Source organism: Blautia luti (assembly GCF_033096465.1).
Classification (GTDB): Bacteria; Bacillota; Clostridia; order Lachnospirales; family Lachnospiraceae; genus Blautia_A; species Blautia_A luti.
In genome coordinates, this window is record NZ_AP028156.1 from 1,576,638 (window position 1) to 1,599,630 (window position 22,993).

32 protein-coding genes are annotated in these 22,993 nt (G+C 52.8%); 28 read left to right on the forward strand and 4 right to left on the reverse strand.

What is annotated here, in order from left to right:
• The first annotated feature begins 39 nt into the window (after positions 1-39).
• The 6 genes from R8695_RS07405 to R8695_RS07430 all read left to right on the forward strand — a co-directional run bounded on the left by R8695_RS07405 (position 40) and on the right by R8695_RS07430 (position 2,510).
• Positions 40-279: a DpnD/PcfM family protein gene (locus R8695_RS07405; RefSeq protein ID WP_154779917.1), complete on the forward strand. Its 240-nt coding sequence runs from the start codon at positions 40-42 to the stop codon at positions 277-279.
• On the forward strand, positions 272-802 hold the full coding sequence (locus tag R8695_RS07410; RefSeq protein WP_154779916.1) for a gamma-glutamylcyclotransferase family protein: 531 nt from the start codon (positions 272-274) through the stop codon (positions 800-802). The genes R8695_RS07405 and R8695_RS07410 overlap by 8 nt, the downstream gene beginning before the upstream one ends.
• A gap of 130 nt (positions 803-932) precedes the next feature.
• Positions 933-1,412, forward strand: coding sequence for a gamma-glutamylcyclotransferase family protein (locus tag R8695_RS07415; protein ID WP_154779915.1), 480 nt, complete (start codon positions 933-935; stop codon positions 1,410-1,412).
• Complete coding sequence (locus tag R8695_RS07420; RefSeq protein ID WP_154779914.1) at positions 1,409-1,876, forward strand: DUF4314 domain-containing protein; 468 nt, start codon at positions 1,409-1,411, stop codon at positions 1,874-1,876. The genes R8695_RS07415 and R8695_RS07420 overlap by 4 nt, the downstream gene beginning before the upstream one ends.
• Positions 1,810-2,247: a DUF3846 domain-containing protein gene (locus R8695_RS07425; RefSeq protein ID WP_154779913.1), complete on the forward strand. Its 438-nt coding sequence runs from the start codon at positions 1,810-1,812 to the stop codon at positions 2,245-2,247. Before R8695_RS07420 ends, R8695_RS07425 begins: the two co-directional genes overlap by 67 nt.
• A gap of 71 nt (positions 2,248-2,318) precedes the next feature.
• A complete protein-coding gene (locus R8695_RS07430) occupies positions 2,319-2,510 on the forward strand; it encodes a hypothetical protein (RefSeq protein WP_107000231.1) in 192 nt (63 codons plus the stop codon).
• A gap of 261 nt (positions 2,511-2,771) precedes the next feature.
• Here R8695_RS07430 and R8695_RS07435 read toward each other — a convergent pair whose 3' ends face one another.
• On the reverse strand, positions 2,772-2,960 hold the full coding sequence (locus tag R8695_RS07435) for a hypothetical protein (protein WP_154779912.1): 189 nt from the start codon (positions 2,958-2,960) through the stop codon (positions 2,772-2,774).
• Positions 2,961-3,169: 209 nt separating this feature from the next.
• Here R8695_RS07435 and R8695_RS07440 point away from each other — a divergent pair, with 209 nt between their 5' ends.
• From R8695_RS07440 to R8695_RS07540, 21 genes are all read left to right on the forward strand, one after another.
• Positions 3,170-3,346 carry a hypothetical protein gene (locus R8695_RS07440; protein WP_154779911.1) on the forward strand — a complete coding sequence of 59 codons (177 nt, stop codon included), beginning with the start codon at positions 3,170-3,172 and terminating at the stop codon, positions 3,344-3,346.
• 141 nt (positions 3,347-3,487) lie between these two features.
• Positions 3,488-3,748, forward strand: a complete 261-nt coding sequence (locus R8695_RS07445) for a hypothetical protein (protein ID WP_154779910.1) — start codon at positions 3,488-3,490, stop codon at positions 3,746-3,748.
• 215 nt (positions 3,749-3,963) lie between these two features.
• Positions 3,964-4,410, forward strand: coding sequence for a hypothetical protein (locus R8695_RS07450; protein WP_154779909.1), 447 nt, complete (start codon positions 3,964-3,966; stop codon positions 4,408-4,410).
• A gap of 170 nt (positions 4,411-4,580) precedes the next feature.
• Positions 4,581-4,772 (forward strand): DUF6900 domain-containing protein, encoded by a 192-nt coding sequence (locus R8695_RS07455; RefSeq protein WP_154779908.1) that lies wholly within the window; start codon positions 4,581-4,583, stop codon positions 4,770-4,772.
• A gap of 127 nt (positions 4,773-4,899) precedes the next feature.
• Entirely contained in the window at positions 4,900-5,106 is a 207-nt protein-coding gene (locus R8695_RS07460) for a hypothetical protein (RefSeq protein ID WP_154779907.1), read from the forward strand.
• Between the two features lie 135 nt (positions 5,107-5,241).
• Positions 5,242-5,526, forward strand: coding sequence for an Nmad4 family putative nucleotide modification protein (locus R8695_RS07465; RefSeq protein ID WP_317676252.1), 285 nt, complete (start codon positions 5,242-5,244; stop codon positions 5,524-5,526).
• Between the two features lie 199 nt (positions 5,527-5,725).
• A complete protein-coding gene (locus R8695_RS07470) occupies positions 5,726-6,103 on the forward strand; it encodes a hypothetical protein (RefSeq protein WP_154779905.1) in 378 nt (125 codons plus the stop codon).
• Between the two features lie 128 nt (positions 6,104-6,231).
• Positions 6,232-6,711 (forward strand): phage terminase small subunit P27 family, encoded by a 480-nt coding sequence (locus tag R8695_RS07475; protein ID WP_107000223.1) that lies wholly within the window; start codon positions 6,232-6,234, stop codon positions 6,709-6,711.
• Between the two features lie 59 nt (positions 6,712-6,770).
• A complete protein-coding gene (locus R8695_RS07480; RefSeq protein WP_154780070.1) occupies positions 6,771-8,336 on the forward strand; it encodes a terminase large subunit in 1,566 nt (521 codons plus the stop codon).
• 1 nt (position 8,337) lies between these two features.
• The gene (locus R8695_RS07485) at positions 8,338-8,577 is read left to right on the forward strand and encodes a holin (protein ID WP_243139472.1); all 240 of its coding nucleotides are present in this window, start codon (positions 8,338-8,340) and stop codon (positions 8,575-8,577) included.
• The gene (locus R8695_RS07490) at positions 8,577-9,974 is read left to right on the forward strand and encodes a phage portal protein (RefSeq protein WP_205730793.1); all 1,398 of its coding nucleotides are present in this window, start codon (positions 8,577-8,579) and stop codon (positions 9,972-9,974) included. Before R8695_RS07485 ends, R8695_RS07490 begins: the two co-directional genes overlap by 1 nt.
• Positions 9,971-10,870, forward strand: a complete 900-nt coding sequence (locus R8695_RS07495) for a head maturation protease, ClpP-related (RefSeq protein ID WP_154779904.1) — start codon at positions 9,971-9,973, stop codon at positions 10,868-10,870. Before R8695_RS07490 ends, R8695_RS07495 begins: the two co-directional genes overlap by 4 nt.
• A gap of 57 nt (positions 10,871-10,927) precedes the next feature.
• A complete protein-coding gene (locus tag R8695_RS07500; RefSeq protein WP_154779903.1) occupies positions 10,928-12,133 on the forward strand; it encodes a phage major capsid protein in 1,206 nt (401 codons plus the stop codon).
• Between the two features lie 26 nt (positions 12,134-12,159).
• The gene (locus R8695_RS07505) at positions 12,160-12,498 is read left to right on the forward strand and encodes a head-tail connector protein (RefSeq protein WP_154779902.1); all 339 of its coding nucleotides are present in this window, start codon (positions 12,160-12,162) and stop codon (positions 12,496-12,498) included.
• Complete coding sequence (locus R8695_RS07510) at positions 12,498-12,854, forward strand: phage head closure protein (RefSeq protein ID WP_154779901.1); 357 nt, start codon at positions 12,498-12,500, stop codon at positions 12,852-12,854. The genes R8695_RS07505 and R8695_RS07510 overlap by 1 nt, the downstream gene beginning before the upstream one ends.
• A complete protein-coding gene (locus R8695_RS07515) occupies positions 12,829-13,206 on the forward strand; it encodes an HK97 gp10 family phage protein (RefSeq protein WP_154779900.1) in 378 nt (125 codons plus the stop codon). The genes R8695_RS07510 and R8695_RS07515 overlap by 26 nt, the downstream gene beginning before the upstream one ends.
• Positions 13,207-13,216: 10 nt before the next feature.
• On the forward strand, positions 13,217-13,534 hold the full coding sequence (locus tag R8695_RS07520; protein ID WP_118578283.1) for a hypothetical protein: 318 nt from the start codon (positions 13,217-13,219) through the stop codon (positions 13,532-13,534).
• A gap of 34 nt (positions 13,535-13,568) precedes the next feature.
• Positions 13,569-14,183 (forward strand): major tail protein, encoded by a 615-nt coding sequence (locus R8695_RS07525; protein WP_154779899.1) that lies wholly within the window; start codon positions 13,569-13,571, stop codon positions 14,181-14,183.
• A gap of 62 nt (positions 14,184-14,245) precedes the next feature.
• The gene (locus R8695_RS07530; RefSeq protein ID WP_154779898.1) at positions 14,246-15,073 is read left to right on the forward strand and encodes an SPFH domain-containing protein; all 828 of its coding nucleotides are present in this window, start codon (positions 14,246-14,248) and stop codon (positions 15,071-15,073) included.
• Between the two features lie 66 nt (positions 15,074-15,139).
• Positions 15,140-15,520 (forward strand): hypothetical protein, encoded by a 381-nt coding sequence (locus R8695_RS07535; RefSeq protein WP_107000213.1) that lies wholly within the window; start codon positions 15,140-15,142, stop codon positions 15,518-15,520.
• Positions 15,517-15,681 carry a hypothetical protein gene (locus R8695_RS07540; RefSeq protein WP_167515453.1) on the forward strand — a complete coding sequence of 55 codons (165 nt, stop codon included), beginning with the start codon at positions 15,517-15,519 and terminating at the stop codon, positions 15,679-15,681. Before R8695_RS07535 ends, R8695_RS07540 begins: the two co-directional genes overlap by 4 nt.
• A 215-nt stretch (positions 15,682-15,896) precedes the next feature.
• Here R8695_RS07540 and R8695_RS07545 read toward each other — a convergent pair whose 3' ends face one another.
• From R8695_RS07545 to R8695_RS07555, 3 genes are read right to left on the reverse strand one after another with little or no spacing between them, the layout of a single operon-like run.
• Positions 15,897-16,139 carry a hypothetical protein gene (locus R8695_RS07545; protein WP_118491909.1) on the reverse strand — a complete coding sequence of 81 codons (243 nt, stop codon included), beginning with the start codon at positions 16,137-16,139 and terminating at the stop codon, positions 15,897-15,899.
• On the reverse strand, positions 16,120-16,701 hold the full coding sequence (locus R8695_RS07550; RefSeq protein ID WP_118651176.1) for a DUF3990 domain-containing protein: 582 nt from the start codon (positions 16,699-16,701) through the stop codon (positions 16,120-16,122). The genes R8695_RS07545 and R8695_RS07550 overlap by 20 nt, the downstream gene beginning before the upstream one ends.
• Positions 16,698-16,919 carry a DUF3791 domain-containing protein gene (locus tag R8695_RS07555; protein WP_118651174.1) on the reverse strand — a complete coding sequence of 74 codons (222 nt, stop codon included), beginning with the start codon at positions 16,917-16,919 and terminating at the stop codon, positions 16,698-16,700. The genes R8695_RS07550 and R8695_RS07555 overlap by 4 nt, the downstream gene beginning before the upstream one ends.
• Before the next feature lie 154 nt (positions 16,920-17,073).
• Between R8695_RS07555 and R8695_RS07560 the strand changes: the two genes are divergently transcribed.
• Positions 17,074-22,983, forward strand: coding sequence for a phage tail tape measure protein (locus R8695_RS07560; protein ID WP_154779897.1), 5,910 nt, complete (start codon positions 17,074-17,076; stop codon positions 22,981-22,983).
• Positions 22,984-22,993: the final 10 nt, after the last annotated feature.

Sequence of the window (22,993 nt, forward strand, 5' to 3'; positions counted from 1 at the left end):
GGAAACCGCCCTTGAGGTGGTAGAAGGAGGTGCGATTTTATGAAGAAAAGCACGGTAAAAAATGAAAATGCGCAGATGGGCAGGGCATTCAAGGTGACCATCACTGAAACCTACCAGAGAACCATCACAGTTTACGAATCCGAAATGAAAGAGCCGACCGTCGAGGAAGCCCAGCGTGTGGCAGAGGACTGGTGGCAGGACAGCCAGATTGAGCTGGGAACAGAAGATTTCCAAGGCGTGGAATTTACGGGCAGGGAGGACGGTGGTTTGGATGAATGAACGGTTTGAACTTATCAGCCGGACACCATCGAAGTTCTACCTTGCCTACGGAAGTAACCTCGACATGGAACGGATGGGGCGGAGATGCCCCTACGCAGTGCCAGTCGGTGTGACCGAGATTTACGGCTATCGGCTTTTGTTCAAGAAGAGCAAGACCGGAAGCTACGCAACCATCGAGCAGGATGCCAACGAAAGTGTACCGGCCGTGGTTTGGAAACTCTCAGAATATGATGAACTTTTGCTGGACCGGTACGAGGGCTTCCCACGGTACTACTACAAAAAGCAGTTCCAGCTTCCCATCTGGAACATGAACGGCAACCGCATGAAGAAGCCGAAGACCTGCATGGCCTATGTGATGCACGAGGACAGACAGCTTGGCTGCCCGGACATCGAGTATTTCGACCTGCTGCGTGGCGGTTACAGCGATTGGGAGTTTCCGCTGGACACACTGAAGCGTGGCCTGGCGGCCAGCATTGGAAGAACAGACGCAATTCGGTATCTGAAAAAACTACGTATAGTGTAAAAGTACACGATCACAGGCAGAAAACATTGTGCAGTATATGATGCTCATCGGCCTTGATAAATCAAGGCAAAAGAGTGATATATACCATACCGCCAGACAAGAGCGGAGAAAACCGAAGGGAGAGATTCAAATGAAGAACAAGAAATATTACATCGCCTACGGCAGCAACCTGTCGGTGGAGCAGATGGCATACCGGTGTCCGGATGCAAAAATAGCAGGACAGGCGGTGCTGGCAGGCTGGGAGCTTTTGTTCCGAGGCTGCGCTACCATCGCACCGAACCCGAAGAAGAACACGCCGGTTCTGGTGTGGGAGATCTCGGAAAGGGACGAAGAGAACCTCGACCTCTATGAGGGCTACCCGAACTACTACCGCAAGGAAGACCTGAACATCGAACTGCTCCGGGAAGGGGCAGAGCCGGAGATGGTGACCGCAATGGTCTACATCATGGAGAACGACTTCGGACATCGCGCACCGAGCCGGTATTACTACAAAGTTTTGCATGACGGCTACAAGGCATTCCACTTCCCGATGCACATCCTCGAAGGTGCACTGAAGGAGTGCATGGATAAGGATGCCGCCCAGAAGATGATCGAGGAGGTGCAGGCATGAATTTCGCAGATCAGAAAACAGTCGAACGCCTTCGGGCAGAATTCCCGGTCGGATGCCGGATCGTCCTCGATGAGATGGATGACAGGCAGGCAACGCCCATCGGAACGCAGGGAACCTGCAACGGGGTCGATGATGCCGGAAACATCTTAGTGAGCTGGGATACCGGAAGCCATCTGAACGTTGCTTACGGTGCGGACAGTTGCCACCGTGTGGCTTCGGAAACCGAGGTCAAGGTGTCGCTCGACCGCCTTGGTAAAACGCGACAGACCGGCCCACGTTGCCCCAGGTGCGGAGCAAAGCCCGACTGCTACGACCATCAGCAGCAGGCACTCAGCCGAAGGGCGGACATCCAAATCTGCAACCGCTGCGGAACGGAGGAAGCGTTAGAGGACATTGCATGGGGTGGACAGCAGAAGATGCAGCTTGCAGACTGGGCAATCGTGAAAGGGGGCTGGGTCGAATGAAAGTCCTTCTGATCAAACCGATGGAGCATCCGCATGTGGTGGACATTGAAAACTCCCTGAAAGAGTTCTACCGCATCCTCGACTGCGACTGCATCACAGCCACGTACCCGTGGGAAGCGGATGCCGTGGCACTGGTAACGGACGACAATGGGATGTTCACTGAGAAGCCGTTCAGCCGGTACATTCCGGAGCTGGAGCAGCCCATCAAGGGAAACTTCTTCATCTGCGGATTGGGAGAGGAAGATTTTGCAGAGCTGTCGGAAGACTTCATCCGCAAGTACACGGAACGCTTCTGGGTGCCGGAGGCATTTGTCAGCATGTTCGGACAGATGGCGGTCATCCAGATGGATGACGGAACGAAGCCGGAATAAGATACAACAATCAGAAAAATACCCTCTCGGCCAGAAAAGACCGGGAGGGCTTGGTTTAACAGGAGGAGCCTATGGGACACAGAAAGATGCCTGCGTATGGCGAGAGGGAACACGGCGGCAGATACATTCTGGATGAATACGAATGGTCGAGAAATCACTGCAAGGCGGTGACCATCCGCAGATGGAAAAGGGATCTGAAAAAGAAAGCCAGAGCGCATAACCGCAGGGTGATGCATCAGGCAATGCAGGGCGAAGCCGATTAGACGGAAAATGGGGGCCTCAAAAGAATGAGAACCCCCTTTCAGTTTACTGTATTTTACCTCTATAAAGCAACGATAGCAAGGAGAACCGCCGCCATAATGTACACAAACATCTGGCAGCGGTTTTGTGTATCATACCAAACCAAAACGGGGGATACGAGGCAGAACCCCAGCCTCTGCTGGGGAGCCTCTGGGGATTCCTTAGAAGAAATCCCTCATGCTCATGCCGACCTCGTTCAGCCGTTCCTCCATGCTGTGGTAGTGTCAATCCTCTTCCTCTTCTTCGGCTTCTTCCTCAAGCTCCTCTGGGAAAGGGTCGTGCCGCCATCCGGCTTTCTGGTATTCTTCTTCTCGGATGTCGTTGCGGTCGTAAATGTCCAGCTCGTATTCTTCTTCAAGCTCTGCGATGCGGTTTTCGATTGCGGTTTCAACTTCTGTAATGGTCTTTTTCATGGTTTTTGTCCTCCGTTTTTTGTTTGGTTTTCTTTGCTTTCGTTGTGTGTATAATGCCGCAGAAACACATATATAGCAAGTCAATCAGGGGTCATATATGTACCAAACATGAAGGGGGAAGATCGTTGATAATATGACGTTTTATGGACTTGCTATCACAGGGCAGTGACGGTAATATACAGCTACAAAAAGCAAAGGAGGACAGCAGAATGGCTGATTGGAGAACATGGAAAAAAGGGAGAAAGACAACATGGCACTGGAACGAATTTGATGGAAGCGGAAGCCGGGAAGGAATCATCACCGAGGTTCATGAAGACCATGCGATCATGGAAGCAGACGGCATGCACCTTTGGATCGATGACGACACAGCAGAGATGTTCAGCTAAGAAAACGGGGAGTAAAACCTCCCCGGATAAACACATAAATCCACCAGATCAGGGTGCAGATGATCGTGTACTTTAGCCGCTTGATAGTATCCGGCAGTGACGGTAATATACAGCTACCAAAACGAAAGGGGAACAAAAAACATGACCTACACAAAAATCAACCTTTACCTTGCGAACGGAATCCCGGAGGCACTCAGCAACCTTTGGTACGGAAGCGACAGCACGGTGGTCGAGATCAGGGATGCCGTTGAGGATGCGAAGAACGGCAAGGACCTTCTGAACCGCATTCAGAAGATGAAGCTCCTGCGGAAATTTACCATCGACAGGGAGAACGAAAAGCGCATCTGCTTCAAGGGAACGGACTGCTGGGGCAACGTAAGCTACCTCGAAATCATCCGCTAAAGGCAAGACCGACAGGCGCAAGGGGCTGGAAATGACCAGCCTTTTGCTCGTGTCTGTCTTCCGAAAGCTGGTATGAAAAGCACATAAATATGACAATTACAGGGTTAAAAGATCGTGTGGTTTAGCCGCTTGATAGTGTTCCAAGGTGACGGTAATATACAGTCACCGAAAGGGGAACAGCCCCAAGGGAAACAACAAAAACGGAGGATACGACAATGACGAAGAACGAAGACCGCATCAATAAACTTTTCAAGGAACTGGTACCGGAGACGGGCAAGGCAGACAGCCTCGCAGGGGAGCTGGTAAGGGCGATGAGCCGCATCGCCTACCGCTTTTACAACGATGGTGACATGGTGAACATTGCCTACGGCAAGGAGACCTGCAACCCGGCAGCCCGATTCCTGATTGCAAAGGGAAACGCAGAGGTCAGCAGCCTGACCGCAGGGCTTTGGGAGATCTTCAGCGAGGACGCCTACGAAAAGGTCATGGACATCCTTTGCGGAGCGGTAGCCGACTATGTCGAGCAGAATCCAGACCTTAGAAACCAGCCGACTGAAGATATGTGGGACTTCAAAGATGAGGAAGAAGACCAGGATGACAGCTGGGATGAGGAGGAAGATGACTGGGACGAAGAGGACTACGACGAGGAAGAAGACTACTAAGCCAGAAACACACACGGGGCTTGCCGGAAACGGCAGCCCTTTTCTTCTGCCGTAATACGCACAGTTCCAAGGGAACATATTTGTGTAGTATAGCCGCTTGATAGTGTGTGACATAGACGGTAATATGCACATACCGAAACGGAAAACCAAGAAAAACGGAGGAAACCACCATGAAGAAGAACATCACCAAGGAAGAAGAAAAAGCCCTGCTGGAGATCGCCAAGCGCCTGATGGCATCGGTAGACAGCCGGGGCGACCTCGAAGCCCGCGACAATGACAGCGAGGATTTCATTGAGGTTCCGGTCTGGGGCATCCAGAAAGCAATGGAAGAAGCCTACCTGCTGGGACGGATGAGCAGATAAAGCGACAGCCCCCGACACAGCCCCACACAGGGGCTTGTGCCACGGGTGGCAAAACAATCCGAATAAATCGACAACGCCCCAGACAGGGGCAGATGTGACGGCGTGGACGCACCAGGAGGAGAAGCACATGGAAGAACGGATGATGGATGTCATCGTGGAAATCTACAACCACATGGATGACAGCGATAAGGATGCCTTCACGCTGGAGGATGCCGAGGATATGGTGGAAGACCAGATCAGGATGGATAAGGAAGCCGGACGGGAACCGCTGGCATATGACCCGCAGTTCTTCTACGATACCATTGTGGAACTCATGGAGCAGGACGAAGAGTGATGTACATTCTGCTTGGTATTCCGGGCAGAAGATTGTGTGGTTTAGCCGCTTGCTATCCTTTGCACCTGACGGTAATATGCACATACCGAAAGGGGAAAGCCCCAAGGGAATAACGAAAACACGGAGGAATTCACCATGAAAAAGCATTTGATCGACTTCCCAGAAAACAACATCAGCATCGAGGGCTTCTACGACAGACTCAGACCTTGCTACGACAGCATCATGCAGTTCGGTGACCGGGTTTTGGTTGCCCAGATGAACTGGAATGGCATGCTGGAGGGAGCGGTATACGGCTTTGTGGAAGACCCAGAGGAAGGCTGGTCACCGATTGAGTGCCGGCTGGAGCTTCTGAAGATTTCCGAAGAAACTTACACGGATGCCGGACACGCAATCGAGTGGTGCATCAGGAACGCACACTGAAAAAAGGGCAGAGTTCCTTCGGGAGCTTTTGCTCGTAGTAGTGGATTCTTCCGGTGTGAAAATACACATAAATATGACAAAAAGGTGTGTGTATGATTGTGTAGCATAGCCGCTTGCTATATCCGGACGGTGACGGTAATATACAGTCACAACGAAGGGGAAAGCCCTACGGAAAACAAACACACGGAGGATACAGACCATGACGAACAAAGCAAAAACCTACCTTAAGAACATTCAGGAAGCCGACACCGAGAAGAAGCTGATTGGCATCGAGATCGCCTTCAAGCAGGACATGACCCTCAGCTGCAGCGACCTCGGAAGCCTTTGCAGGGCAGCAGAGGACAAGCGGTACAGCCTGCGGAACAATGAGGAAACGCTGAAGCTGAAGCAGATCCTTTTCTTCCGAACGAAAGCGGAGATGGATGCCTACCACGACATGAGCCGCAAGCCGGAAGACTGGAGGGCAGAGGAAATCGAGCAGCAAAGAAGCCGCTTCTGCAGCGTCTGGCAGGTTATCGAGGAAGCGGAGCTGGTCGATGAGTACGAGGCTTGGAAGGAAGCCAACCCCAACGCCTAACAGCACCCAAAAGGTACACGCCCCGAAAAGGGGCTGTGCCTCGTATCCGATGTGTTTTATATAGATTACAAGGACTTCTTCGGAGGTCCTTTTTCTTTACCCATTTTTGCAGAAGGGAGGAGATGCCAATGGCTACCAGAGGCAGAAAACCAAAGCCCACCGCCATGAAGGAACTGGAAGGCAATCCGGGCAAGCATCCGCTGAATACCAGCGAACCGAAGCCCAACAAGAAAGCACCGGCCTGTCCGAAGTGGCTGGAGCCGGAAGCGAAGAAAGAATGGCGCAGACTTGCCAAACAGATGGAAGCCATCGGCATCCTGACCGAGGTGGATATGGCTGCCTTTGCCGGTTACTGTCAGGCGTATGCCCGATGGAAAGAGGCAGAGGAGTTCATCACCCAGCACGGCACCATCGTCAAGACCCCGTCTGGGTACTGGCAGCAAGTGCCGCAGGTATCTATCGCCCAGACCTATTTGAAGATCATGAATAAGTTCGCAGAGCAGTTCGGTCTGACCCCGTCCTCCCGAAGCCGGATCATTGCTTCGGACGGCGGTCCCGCGGACGCAGCCGATGAGATGGAGAATCTGCTGGGAGGAGGTGGTAGCTGATGGCAGAGTGCAGACCGAAAAACTATCCGAAACTGAAGGACTACAAACCCAGCCGGTTCATGCTTCCGACTTGCCACTACGATGCGGCAAAAGCAGACCGGGCAGTGACCTTTATTGAGAACCTGCGCCATACCAAAGGCAAGTGGGCGGGTAAACGGTTCTGGCTGCTTCCTTGGCAGGAGCAGATCATCCGGGATGTGTTCGGCATCGTGGACGAAAAAGGGAACCGTCAGTTCCGCACGGCTTATGTCGAAATCGGCAAGAAGAACGGCAAATCTGAGCTTGCCGCTGCGGTGGCCTTGTATCTGCTTTTTGCCGATAACGAGCCGTCTGCCGAAGTCTATGGCGCTGCAGCTGACCGCCAGCAGGCATCCATCGTTTTTGATGTTGCCCATCAGATGGTGCAGATGACCCCGGCACTTTTGAAACGGTGCAAGATCATGGCAGCCACCAAGCGAATCGTGAACTACGGGAACGTAGGATTTTATCAAGTCCTGTCTGCCGAAGTAGGCACGAAGCACGGCCTGAACGTGTCAGGTCTTGTTCTGGATGAGGTTCATGCCCAGCCAAACCGAAAACTCTACGATGTCCTTACCAAAGGTTCCGGTGATGCCCGTGAACAGCCTCTGTTCTTTTTAATCACCACGGCCGGCACGGACAAGGAGAGCATCTGTTACGAACTCCACATGAAGGCACTTGACCTGTTGGCCGGACGTAAGATCGACCACACCTTTTACCCCGTGGTCTATGGTCTGACAGATGAAGATGACTGGCACGATGAAGCCAACTGGTATAAAGCCAATCCCTCTCTCGGACAGACCATCCAGATCCAGCGTGTCCGGGATGCGTATCAGGAAGCATTGGATAACCCGGCAGAGGAGAATGTATTCAAGCAGCTTCGTCTGAATATGTGGGTGTCCTCGCTGACGAGATTTATCCCGGAACACATCTACAACCTCGGAAACCAGCCAATCGATATGGAAGCCCTCAAGGGCCGTGACTGCTATGGCGGACTGGACTTGTCCAGTACCGGAGACATCACGGCTTTTGTGCTGATGTTCCCGCCCAGAGTTCCAGAGGAGAAATACATCATGCTTCCGTTCTTCTGGATACCGGAGGACACGATCCCCCAGCGTGTGCGCAGGGCATCCGTTCCGTATGATGTCTGGTATCAGCAGGGCTACCTGATGGCGACCGAGGGAAATGTCATCCACTACGGCTTTATCGAAAAAGTCATCGAGGAGCTGGGCAAGACTTATCACATTCTGGAGATTGCCTTTGACCGATGGGGAGCCGTGCAGATGACCCAGAACCTTGAAGGGATGGGCTTCACGGTAGTTCCTTTCGGACAGGGCTTCAAAGATATGAGCCCGCCTACCAAGGAGTTCTACAAGCTCCTGATGGAAGGCAGGATCATCCACGGCGGCAATCCGGTCATGGCATGGATGGCGGGGAATGTGGTCGTGGATACCGACCCGGCGGGCAACATCAAGCCGACCAAGGCGAAGTCGCCGGAGAAGATCGATGGTATCGTCGCTGCGATCATGGCACTGGACCGTTGCATCCGAAACGAAGGACAGCAGCAGGGAAGCGTCTACGATGAGCGTGACATGATCGTTTTTTGATATGAAGAATATGGAGGAAAACACAATGAAGTATCTGATGAGTGCAGAATGGTGGAAGGCAGCCGGCATCCGTGCTGCAAAGACGATGTTCCAGACCGGCGCGGCTCTGGTTGTGACACAGATGCCCGGCGGCACGGTGGACTGGATGGCGGTCGGTAGTGCAGTGATCGTGGCAGGTGTTGCGTCCCTCGGTACCAGCCTTGCCGGTCTGCCGGAACTGGAAAAGGGGGATAAGGCTTAATGGGATTCTGGGAATGGATGGGGTTTGAGAATCCAAGGGATTCTCCCAAAACAGAACAGCCAAAAGAAGGTCTGCCGAAGGTCACGGATAACGTCCGCGATTCCGGGCAGACCTTTGTGTTTGGCCGCTCCAATGCCGGGGAGCAGGTGGATGAGAAAGCAGCCATGCAGATCCCGACTGTGTATGCCTGTGTCCGTTTGCTGGCAGAGTCCATTGCGGCACTGCCGCTGCATCTCTACCGTGTGACAGACGACAACGGCAACAAGGAAAAGGCACGGGATCATCCACTGTACAAGATCCTGTATCGCCAGCCCAACCCGGAGATGACATCCTTTGTCTTCTGGGAAACACTGATGACCCACCTGCTCCTCTGGGGCAACGCTTACGCACAGATCGTCCGGGATGGCAAGAACACGGTGCTGGGGCTGTATCCGCTTTTGCCGGAAAATGTCGAAGTCGACCGAGATGAGAGTGGCGAGCTCTACTATATCTACCACGCCTACACGGATGAAGTTCCGGGAGAGCAGAACAAAGATCTCTACTTTCGCCGGGACGAGATCTTCCATGTGCCGGGGCTTGGGTTTAATGGTCTGATCGGTTTCTCACCGATCGCCATGATGAAGAACAGCCTCGGTACTTCCATTGCGGTGGATAAGTACGGTTCTTCTTTCTTCAAGAACGGCGCACAGCCCAGTGGTGTGCTGGAACATCCCGGCGTTGTGAAAGACCCGAACCGTATCCGGGATAGCTGGGAAGCGGCTTATGGTGGCGCAGCGAACGCCCATCGTGTGGCAGTGCTGGAAGAGGGCATGGCCTACAAACCGATTTCCCTGCCGCCGGAAGACAGCCAGTTTTTGGAAACGAAGCAGTTTTCCGTGACGGAGATCTGCCGCATCTTCCGTGTGCCTCCGCATCTGGTAGCCGATCTGTCCAGAGCCACATTCTCCAACATTGAATACCAGTCGCTGAACTTCGTGATGCACTCCCTGACTCCGTGGCTTGTCCGCATCGAGCAGGGCATCATCAAAGATCTGCTGTTGGAGGAGGAGCAGGATACCTACTTCCCGAAATTCAATGTGGATGGTTTGCTCCGTGGCGATTACCAGAGCCGGATGAACGGTTATGCGACCGGCATCAGCAACGGCTTCCTTTCTCCGAATGATGTGCATCGTCTGGAGAACATGGACCTCATCCCGGCAGAAGAGGGCGGTGACGACTACTACCTGAACGGCGGCTATGTGAAGCTGAAAGATGCAGGGGTGGCGCAGCAGAATAAAGCTGCCGCAGTCCAGCAGAATCAGCCGAAAGAAACACAGCCCGACCCGGAAGAAGAACCTGACAGCGATAACCGGCTGAGTGAGAGTAAGCCACGGAAAAATGGAAGGAGAACCCGATGAAGAAATTCTGGAACTGGATCAAAAACAGTGATGATACCAGAATCCTCCGGCTGGAAGGTCCCATCGATGAGGAATCATTCTGGGGTGATGAGATCACGCCGCAGATGTTCCGGGATGAGCTGGAATCCGGTGAGGGGGATGTGACCGTCTGGATCAACTCTCCGGGCGGCAATGTGTTCGCCGCTGCCGAGATCTATACCATGCTTAAGGACTACAAGGGCAGCATCACGGTCAAGATCGATGCGATTGCGGCATCTGCTGCATCCGTTGTGGCAATGGCTGGTGATACTGTCCAGATGAGTCCTGTTGCCATGCTGATGATCCATGACCCCAGCACCGTTGCGATGGGCAACACCAAGGACATGGAAAAGGTCATTGAGGTGCTGACCGAGGTCAAGGAGAGCATCATCAATGCCTATGCTGCAAAGAGCGGACTCAGCCACGCCCGCATCGCCAATCTCATGAGCAATGAGACCTGGATGAATGCGAAGAAGGCGGTGGAGCTGGGCTTTGCAGACGAGATCCTCTTTGCAAAGAAAGAGGAGGAGCCGGACAGTGACCCGGCAGACCCGGAGAAACCGGAAGAAGACCCTGACAGTGAACCGGGCGAGGGCGAAGAAAAGAAGCCGTTCCAGAAGGATATGGCAGGGCACCTTTTCTCCAGCCGTCAGATGGATCTAATCGTCCTGAACCGTCTGGGTGTGAAGTCGGAAGATGTGGGCCAGAAACACACTGAGCCGAAGAAACCGCCGGCTGACCCGAAACCGTCCGCAGAGCCGACCCCTCCGGCAGAACCACCTGCTAATTCCGGCCCTGTCCTTGACATGGACGGCAAGACCGAGGATGGCAGTATCCCCTACAATATCCTGATGAAGCAGCTTGAGTGTATGAAGTGATGTGCATTCAGGCTGTTTTTCATATCACCACAAATCAATCTATGGAGGAAAAACACTATGAGTAAGATTCTGGAACTGCGCACCAAGCGCAACACTCTCTGGGAGCAGACCAAGGACTTTCTGGAGAAGAACCGCGGCGAGAACGGTCTGGTAAAGGCTGAGGCCGTGGAGCAGTACAACAAGATGGCACAGGAGGTCAAGGACCTGGGTGCAGAGATCGAGCGTCTGGAGCAGCAGGCACAGATCGAGGCACAGCTGTCCGCACCGACTTCCAGTCCTGTCCACGCTGACCCGAAGAACGGTGCCAAGAAGGATGTCAAGCCGACCGCCACTGCCGAGTATGCCGAGAACTTCTGGAACATGATCCGCAACCGCGGCCATTATGGCGAGGTCCGCAATGCCCTGTCTGTGGGTGAGGACACCGAGGGCGGCTTTACCGTTCCCGATGAGTTCGAGAAGAAGCTGGTGGAAGCACTGGAAGAGAACAACATCTTCCGTGGTATGGCAACGGTCATCCGCACCAGCTCCGGCACCCGCAAGATACCTATCGCAGAGGATACCGGTGAGGCAAGCTGGATCGATGAGGGCGAGGAAATCCCGGAGAGCGATACCACTTTCGGTCAGACCATGCTGTCAGCGTACAAGCTGGGCACTATGATCAAGATCTCTAACGAGCTGCTCAATGATTCTGCTTTCGACCTCGCCACCTATATTGCCCGCCGTTTCGGTGTGCGTATGGGCAACGCAGAGGAGCGCGCCTTTATCACCGGTGACGGTGTGGGCAAGCCTCTGGGTCTGCTGGCGGAAACTGGCGGTGCTAAGGTCGGTGTGACCGCTGGTAAGAAGGATGCCGTTACCTTCGATGAGATCTTCAAGCTCTACTATGCACTGAAGGCTCCGTATCGCAAGAAGGCACAGTTCCTCTGCAACGAAGCCCTGGTGCTGCAGCTGATGACCATCAAGGACAACAACGGCAACTATATCTGGAAGCCGGGTCTGGAGATCGGCAAGCCTGATACCCTGCTGAACCGTCCGCTGAAGACTTCTGCTTTCATGCCGGAGATCAAGGGTGGCAGCAAGGTCATGGCTTTTGGCGATTACAGCTACTACTGGGTGGCTGACCGCCAGAACCGCACCTTCCGCCGTCTGAACGAGCTGTATGCCCGTACTGATCAGGTCGGTTTCCTGACCACCCAGCGTGTGGATGGCAAGCTGATCCTGCCGGAAGCCGTACAGCTTCTGCAGATGGCACCGCAGGGCTAAGAAAGCCAGGAAAGGAGGAGCCGGTTATGGCACTGATCCCACTTTACGAAGCGAAGACCTATCTCCGCGTGGACAGCAGCGATGAGGATGCCCTGATCGGCATCCTTTTATCTTCTGCGGAGCAGATGTGCAAGGACGTGGGCCGTTTATCGGAAGACCAGTGGGAGGCAGTCAACGCCGCTGACTGGGATGCCGAGAACGGGGTACAGCCTACAAGGGAACTGGAAGCCCTGCGCAGCACTTGCCGTGTGGCGATTCTGTATGCACTGGGGTATCTCTATGAGCACCGGGACGAAGCTGACCATAAGCAGCTGATGCTGACGCTTCGCTCTATTCTGTTCGCTGTGAGGGAGGGGGTGTTCTGATGATCGAGAAACTGAATGAGCGGATCACGATCGAGAAAAGCACGGTCGTGACCGATAAGGTCGGAAACCATCGGAACACATGGGAGAAATATTTCACCTGCTTTGCCTACGCTTCGACCTATCAGGCGCAGGAAGAAGAGGGTGAGGTCACAGCCGAACAGAAGAGCGTGGTGTTTACGGTTCGCTGGTGCAGTGAGACCAGAGGATTGACTTCCACTGGTTTCCGCATCCGCTTCCGAGAGCAGCTCTACAATATCGAATCCGTTGACCCGATGAACTATCAGAAGAATATCCTGAAGATTCATTGCAGACTGGAGAGGAGGCAGCTGGATGAGCAGAACCGTCAGCATCGATGAAATGGCAGATGCCATCAATGAGGGCTTGAAAGAATATGCGACCCTTGCCTCCACCGAGGTCAAGAAAGCTGTCCGTAAATCTGCCAAGACCGTCAAGGAGCAGATTCAGTCCGGCGCACCGTCCAGAACCGGGCGGTACAAGGAAAGCTGGGTAGCGACCAAACAGTCGGAATCCAGCCAGAGCCTTCAGATGGTGGTGCATTCCAAGAACCGCTACCAGCTGGCACATCTGCTGGAAAAGGGTCATGCCAAGCGCGGCGGCGGTCGTGTGGCAGGAAGACCCCATATTGCTCCGGCAGAACAGGCCGGTATCGAGCAGCTCCAGTCCCTTATCGAAAAGGCACTGAAGTGAGGAGAAACCAATGACCCACGAAGAAGTAAAAGCTCTGGTGGAGGAAATGGGGCTTCCTTATGCGTATGACCATTTCGCAGAAGGGGAGAGTCCTGATCCACCGTTTATCTGCTTCCTGTATCCGAAAGCCGAGAATTTCGGCGCAGATAACCTTGTGTACCACCATTTCAACCGGCTGGACATCGAGGTGTACACCGATTACAAAGACCCGGATATGGAAGCAAATATTGAAGAAGTCCTGACCGCACACGAACTCTACTATGAGAAAAGTGAGGTCTGGATCGAAACCGAGAAGATGTATGAAGTCCTGTATGAGCTGACTGTGTGATGCTTGTGCAGGATATTTTTATGGGAGGAACACTATGTCGAAGCAAAGCAATAAGGTCAAATTTGGCCTGAAAAACTGCCATTATGCAAAGACAACCTTTGACGAAGATGGCAGTGTCACTTACGCAAAGCCGGTCCGCATCCCCGGTGCAGTCAGTCTTTCTATGGATGCTAATGGCGAGATCGAGCCGTTCTATGCGGACAATATCGCCTACTATGTCGTGAATAACAACTCCGGCTACGAGGGTGATCTGGAGATCGCGCTGATCCCGGAGAGCTTCCTCACGGACATCATGCACGAGGAACTGGATGGCAACGGTGTGCTTGCGGAGAACGCCAATGTGGAACTGGAGCATTTCGCCTTCCTGTTCGAGTTCGATGGCGATCAGCGTCACATCCGTCATGTGCTGTACAACTGTGTGGCAAGCCGTCCGTCCATTGAGGGTGAGACCAATGAGGACAGCAAGGAAGTCAAGACGGACACCCTGAACCTGCAGGCAACCCCTCTGGCAAACGGTTATGTCAAGGCAAAGACCGGTACCAACACCACCGATGATGTCTATAACAAGTGGTACGATGCGGTCTATGAGCCGCAGGCGGAAGCTGTGGACACCGAAGACACCAGTCACACCGAGGAGCCGCAGGGTTAAGTGACCGACACACACCGCAGGGCTTCGGCTCTGCTTACATTACTATAAAGAGGTATACGATTATGAAGAAGATTTTTCCTTTGTTCGCAGTGATCATCGTTCTGGTGCTGGCTGTCTGCTCGTTCCACATCATCCCCACCGGTTACACGGGCGTGAAGACCAGCTTCGGTCAGATCCAGAAAACCACCATTCAGAGCGGCAAGCTTAACTTCTGCATTCCCTTTGTGCAGAGCATCCATAAGGTCAACAACAAGCAGCAGGATAAGCACATCGAAGCACAGGTCTGGGGCGAAGCCTCCGACAAGACCCCTGTGTATGCTGCTGATGTCATCGTGACCTATCAGGTGCTTCCTGAGAAGAGTGCATGGCTCTATGCGAATGTGTCCGATATTAAGAATCTGGTCGGTGATGAGTTGGTGGCATCGGCAATCAAGTCTGCGATGGCTGAACTTGGTCCCAATGAGGTGACCAACCGCACCAAGATCGAGCCTCTGGCACAGCAGAAGCTGGCAGAGTCTCTTGTGCAGAAATACGGCGACGATGTTGTGTTTGTGAACAAGGTCGTCATTAACGACATGAATTTTGAGGATGCCTATAACGAAGCCATCCAACAGAAGTCCATTGCACAGCAGAACGCAGATAAACAGAAGATTGAGAATGAAGCCGCCATTGCCAAGGCAGAAGCGGATAAGCAGGTGGCAATCACAAATGCAGAGGCGGAAGCCCAGAAGACTTCCATTGCCGCAGATGCACAGGCAGAGGCAAACCGCAAACTGGCAGAAAGCCTGTCCGATACGCTGATCGATTACCAGAAGGTTCAGAAGTGGGATGGAAAGCTGCCCACTGTGAGCGGCGGTAATGCACTGGTCAGCATTGACCCGGCAGAGTAAGAAACACGATATACGGCAGGGCTTCGGCTCTGCCAATTTTACATGAAATTTTGGAGGATTACGATTATGGCAGTTACAAAGAAAATTGAGATCGATGGCAAGGAAGTCACCTTTAAGGCAAGTGCCGCTGTGCCTCGCCTGTACCGCATCAAGTTCGGCCGTGACATCTACAAGGATCTGCGCCAGCTGGAAAAGAGCGTGGGAGAGAATGATGAGGATAATTCCAACCTCGACCTGTTCAGTCTGGAAATGTTCGAGGACCTGGCATGGCTGATGGCCCGTCATGCTGACCCCGCGAATGTGCCGGACAGCCCGGAGGAGTTCCTGGACCAGTTCAACACCTTCTCCATCTACCAGATCCTGCCTCAGCTGATCGAACTGTGGGGTCTGAATGTGCAGACCGAGGTAGAATCCAGAAAAAACCTCGCAAAAGTGAGCGGGAAATGACCACCCCGCTCTTTCTGCTGCGCTGTGTACAGCTCGGTATCAGCATCGCCGACCTCGACCTGCTGACCATCGGGTTGGTCAATGATATGTTCACAGAACGGCAGAATGACGACTATCCCTACAAAGAGCTGGCCTCGCAGGAGGATTTCGACCGGTTCTAAAGCAAAAACCAGACGGCCGTGCTTATATTGTGAATGAAATAAGCACAATCGTCTGGCGGTAAGGTATAAAAAATCCCCCAGCCGTGCACAACTGGGGGAGAAAGAAGGTGGCCTAAAGGTCATCTTCCCGGCCTCGGACCTCGCAAGGTTACCGAAACCTGATTGCTGCTGAAAGTATAGCCGATTTAGTAGTGCTAGTCAGGTAGAAAGAAAACTTAGGCAGTCTTTTTAGAATTGCAATAGTCATAGAGATTCAGAAGATAGTCGGGGCTTTCTCTCCAAATTCCGGTATCATAGTCGAAAAGTGTTTCATATACTTTTGAATTTGTGAAGCGTAACAGTGCATCTTCATAGGAAATAGTATCACGCAAAGCGAGTTCTTTGACCGTATCGCGCATGAGACTGACAGCACAGCTTTCTTTCTGCGTATCTGTGAAGTTATAGTTTGACATCTCCATAGCGGTCACTCCTTATATATTCAAGATGATTAACGGCGTCCTGCGTGCGAAAACAGAATTGGTCTTTTAGGCGATTGGGAAGAAGTTTTTCAATAGCTATTTTGTCTGCTTTCGGTGTGCCGGGGATACCAAAGTCAACGCCACCGATATACTGCTGTAAGGTGTGGGCTGTTTGGTCATCTGCAATTTTTCCACCGATGATGTCGATGGTGCCGTATTTTTTCAAAAGTTGTGGGAACAAATCCTTTTTTCGGTTTGCTGCTACAAAATGAAGCCATTCAACAGAGGCCCCTTGGAAACAGTAAGCTAATATGTTGGGATCGTAGTGGAATTTGTAAACAGATATCTGTCCGTCTTCCGGGTTGAAATCTTTTGGAACTGTACCAATACGCATCGCTTTCCTAACCGAAAGTTGAACGTAATTGTACGCTTGCTCGTAGGAAGATGTAAGATAAAAACCTCGGCCAAAATCGAGTCCACCAAAGCAGCGATTCAGGTCAATCGCCGGGATACCAATGTAGCTACCGTGGTACAGAAGCATCCCATCCTGCAATTCGATCATACGGATACACCTCGATTCTTTAACAAGGTTTCAACATCGTGAAGAACACAGGCGTAACCGTTTAGATGAAGGATGTCATAGCATTCAGAAATAAATCCAAGAATGTCGTATTTCTTAAACAGTTCAGCACAGTCGCTGGGAGACATTTTCCACTTGGACTGAGCCATGCGGAAAACCCAGCACTGCATATCGGCAATGTCAATATTATATTCACTCATAGAGCGTACCTCCTTTGAGTACAATTTCTCAATTTAAGTATAGCTCTTTTTCTGCCGCTTAGCAACGACAGAATTGTAAATTTCAGATTATTTTCCGCCTGTCTGCCCTGTGCAGATGGGCTTTTCTTATGCCTGCGAGGAGGTGGTTACACAAATGGCATCCAGAATCCAGGGCATCACCGTTGAGATCGGCGGCGATACCACAAAGCTCTCCAAAGCACTGGAAAGTGTAAACAAGTCAATCAAGGGGACGCAGTCCGGACTGAAGGATGTCAATAAACTCCTGAAACTGGACCCCTCTAATACAGAGCTGGTCGTCCAGAAGCAGAAGATGCTCAAGGATGCCATTGAAGCCACCAAGGAAAAGCTGGCAACTCTGAAAACTGCCGCACAGCAGGCCAATGAGCAGCTTGCCAACGGTGAGATCACCCAGCAGCAGTACGATGCCCTCCAGCGTGAGATCGTGGAGACCGAACAGAATCTGCGATCCTTACAGGATCAGGCGGCGACCACGAATGCGACCCTTGCCAAGATCGATGAAGCCGGAGAAAAGCTCCAGAACATCGGGTCTTCTGTGGAGAATGTCGGTAAGAAGTTCCTGCCGGTGACTGCCGCTGTAACGGGTCTTGGCACTGCCGCAGTGAAGACCGCAGCCGACTTCGATTCCGAGATGAGCAAGGTTTCTGCCATTTCCGGTGCAACAGGGAATGACTTTGACCAGCTTCGTGCGAAAGCCCGTGAGATGGGTGCGAAGACCAAGTTCTCCGCATCTGAGGCAGCTTCGGCAATGGAATATATGGCCATGGCCGGATGGAAAACGGGGGATATGCTAGGCGGTATCGAGGGTATCATGAACCTCGCAGCGGCGTCCGGTGAAGACCTCGCCACGACTTCGGATATCGTCACGGATGCCCTCACAGCTTTTGGTTTGTCTGCTGCGGATTCCGGGCATTTTGCAGATATCCTTGCAGCCGCTTCCTCCAATGCGAATACCAACGTCAGCTTGATGGGCGAGACGTTCAAGTACTGTGCGCCTATCGCCGGTGCGCTTGGGTTCTCGGCAGAGGATACCGCAGAAGCCATCGGTCTGATGGCAAATAGTGGTATCAAGGCTTCGCAGGCTGGTACGTCCCTTCGTACCATCATGAATAACCTTTCCGGTGAAGTGACCTTTGTGGGTAAAAACATCGGAGAGGTCACGATTGCGACCAGCAATGCAGATGGCAGCATGAGAAGCTTGAATGACATCCTTGCGGACTGCCGTGTGGCGTTCTCAGGGCTTTCGGAATCTGAGAAGGCCGCCAACGCAGAGGCACTGGTTGGCAAGAATGCCATGTCCGGCTTCCTTGCCCTGATGAATTCCAGCGAGACGGACATCAACAAACTGCGTGGTGCCATTGAAAACTGCGATGGCGCATCCGAGAGCATGGCAGAGACCATGCAGGACAATTTAAATGGTCAGCTCACCATCCTGAAATCTCAGCTGGAGGAGCTGGCTATTTCTTTTGGCGATATCCTGATGCCCACCATCCGCAAGATCGTATCTGCCGTGCAACAGTTCGTGGACAAGCTCAACAGTATGGATGAAAGTACCAGGGAAACGATCATCAAGATCGGGCTTCTGGCGGCATCCATTGGTCCGCTGCTTATTGTACTGGGTAAGACCATATCGACCGTTGGCACAGCGATGCGGGGATTCAGTTCTCTTGCAAAGGGTGTCCGGCTTCTCATCACCCATGTGGGCAGTGCCAGCGGTGTGTTCAGCAAGCTGGGTGTGGTTCTGGGTGGTCTGTCCGGCCCGGTCGTAGCAGTAGTGGCGGTCATCGGTACGCTGGTGGCGGTTTTTATGAACCTCTGGAACACCAACGAGGAGTTCCGTACTGCCATTACCGGCATCTGGAACGACATTGTTTCCAAGGTGAAAGGCTTCTGTGACCAGCTGACACAGCGGATCAACGGGCTGGGCTTTGATTTTAAGGATGTCACTGAGGTACTGAAAACAGTCTGGGATGGCTTCTGTCAGGTGCTTGCACCGCTGTTTGAGGGCGCATTCCAGAATATTTCTACCATCCTCGGTATCGTTCTGGATACCTTACTGGGTCTGTTTGATGTCTTTTCCAATGTGTTCTCCGGCAACTGGAGCGGTGCATGGGAAGCGGTGAAAGGTATCTTCTCCAGCATCTGGGAAGGTGTGAAGTCTGTATTTTCCACAACGCTCACCGCATTAAAGAGCGCACTGGATGTGTTCCTTGGTCTGTTCGGTACGGACTGGCAGACGGTCTGGGGCAGTATCAAGAGCTTCTTCGAGACCGTGTGGAGTGGAATCAGCAGCTTCTTTTCAAACACAGTTTCTGCTATCCAGAGTGTGGCAACGACTGTGTTCACTGCAGTTTCGAGCTTCTTTACGACTGTCCTTACGAGTATCCAGACGACTTTCAGCACCATCTGGACTGCCATTTCTACAGCAGTTTCTTCCGTGCTGAATACGATCCATACCACAGTGATAACTGTGTGGACGGCAATCTCGACCGCAATCTCTACGGTCATGAACACCATCAGCACCACCATCACTTCGGTGTGGAATGGCATCTACAGCACCATGAAACCTCTGCTGGATGCGTTCAAATATCTGTTTGAGACCATCTGGCAGGCGATCCAGATCCTGATCGGCGCAGTACTGACCGCGATCCAGACGAAGATCACTTCCATCTGGAACGCCATCGTCGCTTTTGTGACTCAGATATTGACTGGATTGCAGACGACTTTCTCTACAGTTTGGTCAGCGATTCAGACAGCTATCTCTACGGTGCTGACAGCAATCCAGACTGCAGTGACGACGGTATGGAATGCCATTGTATCGTTCCTGTCTCCGCTGCTGACTGGCATTCAGACCCGGATGAGCACGGCATGGAATGCGATCAAGACGGTCATTTCGACTGTCCTTTCTGCGATTCGGTCCACGGTTTCTTCTATCTGGACTGCCATCAGCAGCAAGATCTCCGGTGTGGTAAATGGCATCAAATCGGTGGTTTCTTCCGGCTGGAATGCCATGAAATCCACAGTATCGTCCCTCAGTAACAGCATCAAAAGTGCGGCGACCACAGCTTTTAACTCCATGAAATCCGGGATTTCCTCTACGATCTCCGGTATCAAGACCACCATCATGAACGGCTTTAACAGTGCAGTTTCCTTTATCAAGGGTCTGGCTGGACAGGCATTCTCGTGGGGCTCTGACATGATCGGCAACATTGTGTCGGGTATCCAGTCGAGGATTCAGGATGTGGCAAGTGCCGTATCGGGAGTGGCAGACCGTATCCGTTCCTTCCTGCACTTTTCTGTGCCGGACGAAGGGCCGTTGGCAGATATGGAAAGCTGGATGCCGGACTTCATGCAGGGTCTGGCAAACGGCATCACGACCAACACCGGTCTTGTAACTGCGGCGGCAGAAAACCTGTCCACCACGCTGTCTACCTCCATCACCAACTCCATGAGGGGAGTGGAGCAGGCATACAGTAAGAGCTGGGCAACCATCAGCCAGACGGTGAAAACCGGAACGGCAGGTGTAAGTGCCGCGATGAGATCCGCATGGAGTTCCATTACGACCAGTACCGCCAGCACATGGAATACCATCAAGTTCAGTATCCAGAACAGCTTCTCGGCGGTGAAATCCAATGTGATCTCTGCGACAGCAGCAGTGAAAACGTCCATGACCAGTGCATGGAATGCCGTGAAGTCACTGACAACGACTAGCTGGAACGGTATTAAAACGGTCATTACCACAGCGTGGAACGGGATTAAATCCCTTACCACCTCGGCGACCGCTTCTGTAAAATCCTCCATGACCAGCGCATGGAACGCAGTGAAAACTCTGACGAACACCAGCTGGAATGGTATCAAGACGGTCATTACGACGGCGTGGAACAGTATCAAGTCTCTTACGACTTCTTCTGTCACGGCTGTCCGCAGTACGGTCACAAGCGGCTGGAACACACTGAAATCCACCACGACCTCTGCCTTCAACAGCATCAAGTCCACGGTGTCTTCGGCAATGTCCAGCCTGCGCAGCACGGTTTCCTCCGGTGTTGCAAATATCAGGAGCAGTTTTAACTCGCTTGGTTCGATTGCTTCTTCGGCATACCGCTGGGGCGCAGATATCTGTTCCCAGATGGCGGCAGGTGTCCGGGCAGCAGCCAGTTCCGTGATTGCGGCGGCAGAAAATGTCGCAAGCAGGGTCAGAAGTCTGCTGCATTTCTCTGTACCAGATGAAGGACCTCTGTCCGATGCAGATACCTATATGCCCGACTTCATGAAGCTGTTGGCAACTGGTATTAAGAAAAATGTCAAGTCGGTGGTGAAAGCCGTACAGGGGCTTGCCGGGTCTATGAGCAGCAACCTCACAACCCCGGTGGATTCTCTGGGCGACTGGATGGATTCTGTGGTCGGCAGTTTTGCTACCACGATCAAGAGAAGCCAGAGCGGTATCGGAAGTGCGGCAAGGGATGTGGGCAGTGGTATCCAGTCCCAGCTGATGTCCGGGCTTTCCGGGCTGAAGACACAGTTCCAGCAGCTCTGGACAGACTTGCAGGGCATCACCAAAACCGCAGTCGGCGGTATAAGCGATGAAGTGAAGCAGAGTTTTGCGGATATGAAGGATTCCATTGGAGAGCTGAGTTCTCAGACCAGTTCCCTTGGGAATGCGATCCGCAGCCTTGGCGATACCTTCAACTCGGATTTCCTAAAGAGCCTGGGCAACGGCATCAGCAAGGTTGGTGACACAGTCAATACGGTCACGGGTCTTGTGGACAAGCTCGGCTCCATGAAGAACACCATCGGAAATCTCGGAAATACGATGCAGAACCTCGGCAATGTCCTCGGTACAGAGAACGGTGGTGGTCTGCTGTCCAACATCGGAAATTTCCTGTCGAAGATCGGCAGTGCAGATGGCGGACAGATCGTGTCAAAGTTTGGCAATCTGATTTCCGGGCTGACCTCCAAAATGGGTGGTCTGGGAGAGGGAATCTCCGGCATCATCTCGAAGCTGGGAAGCCTTGGTTCCAGCGGTGGGGGAATCCTGTCGAATCTGGGCGGGCTGCTTTCCGGTGTAGTGTCGAAGATCGGCGGCTTAGGCGGCAGTCTTTCCGGTATCGTATCGTCTATCGGTTCTTCGCTGGGTGGTATTGCCGGTACAGTCGGGACAACACTTTCTGGTTTGCTCGGTTCTGTCGGTACGACCGTATCTGGTTTGGCGGCAGGTGCGGGTACTGCTCTTGCAGGCGTAGCAAGCTCCGCAGGTGGTTTCCTCGCATCCGCAGGCACAGCACTTGCTGGTCTGGCGGGCCCTGCAGGTATCGCAGTGGCGGCCGTTGGCGGCATCGGTCTTGGACTGACCGCTCTCTGGAAAAACTGCGATGGATTCCGGGAAGGAGTCACGAATATCTGGAACAAGGTCACTTCGGTATTCTCGAATGGAGTAAACGCCATTAAGAACGGTATTTCCAATGCAGCTTCTGCCATTGGTAACGTGGCATCGTCCATCTGGGGCGGTATCAAGAATGTAGCTTCCTCGGCAGTCAGCTGGGGCAAGGATATCGTTGGCGGTATTGCAGGAGGCATCAAGAAGGGTGTGAGCTGGGTCGGCAATGCGGTCAAGAGTGTGGCAAAGGGCATCCGCTCGTTCCTGCACTTTTCGGTGCCGGACGAGGGTCCGTTGTCTGATGCAGACACCTATATGCCAGACTTCATGAAGCTGCTGACTGGCGGCATCAAGAAAGGCGAGGGTGGACTGATCAGCCAGATCAGGTCGATGGCAGAAAAAGTACAGCAGGGTATGGAGGGCATCAGCTCCTTCAGCCTGCCGGAACTGACCCTGCCGCATTTCGATGGCTCTGGCTGGAACTTCCCGCAGGCGGCTTTAGCCGGAGGCGGTACGACCCGGACGACGAACCTAGGCGGTGTGTATATCACAGTTAACGGTTATAATGCCCGGAACGATGATGAACTGGCACAGACCGTTGCCGATAAGATCAACGGCATGATCCACGAAGATGATTCGGTCTTCAAATAAAGGAGGTAGA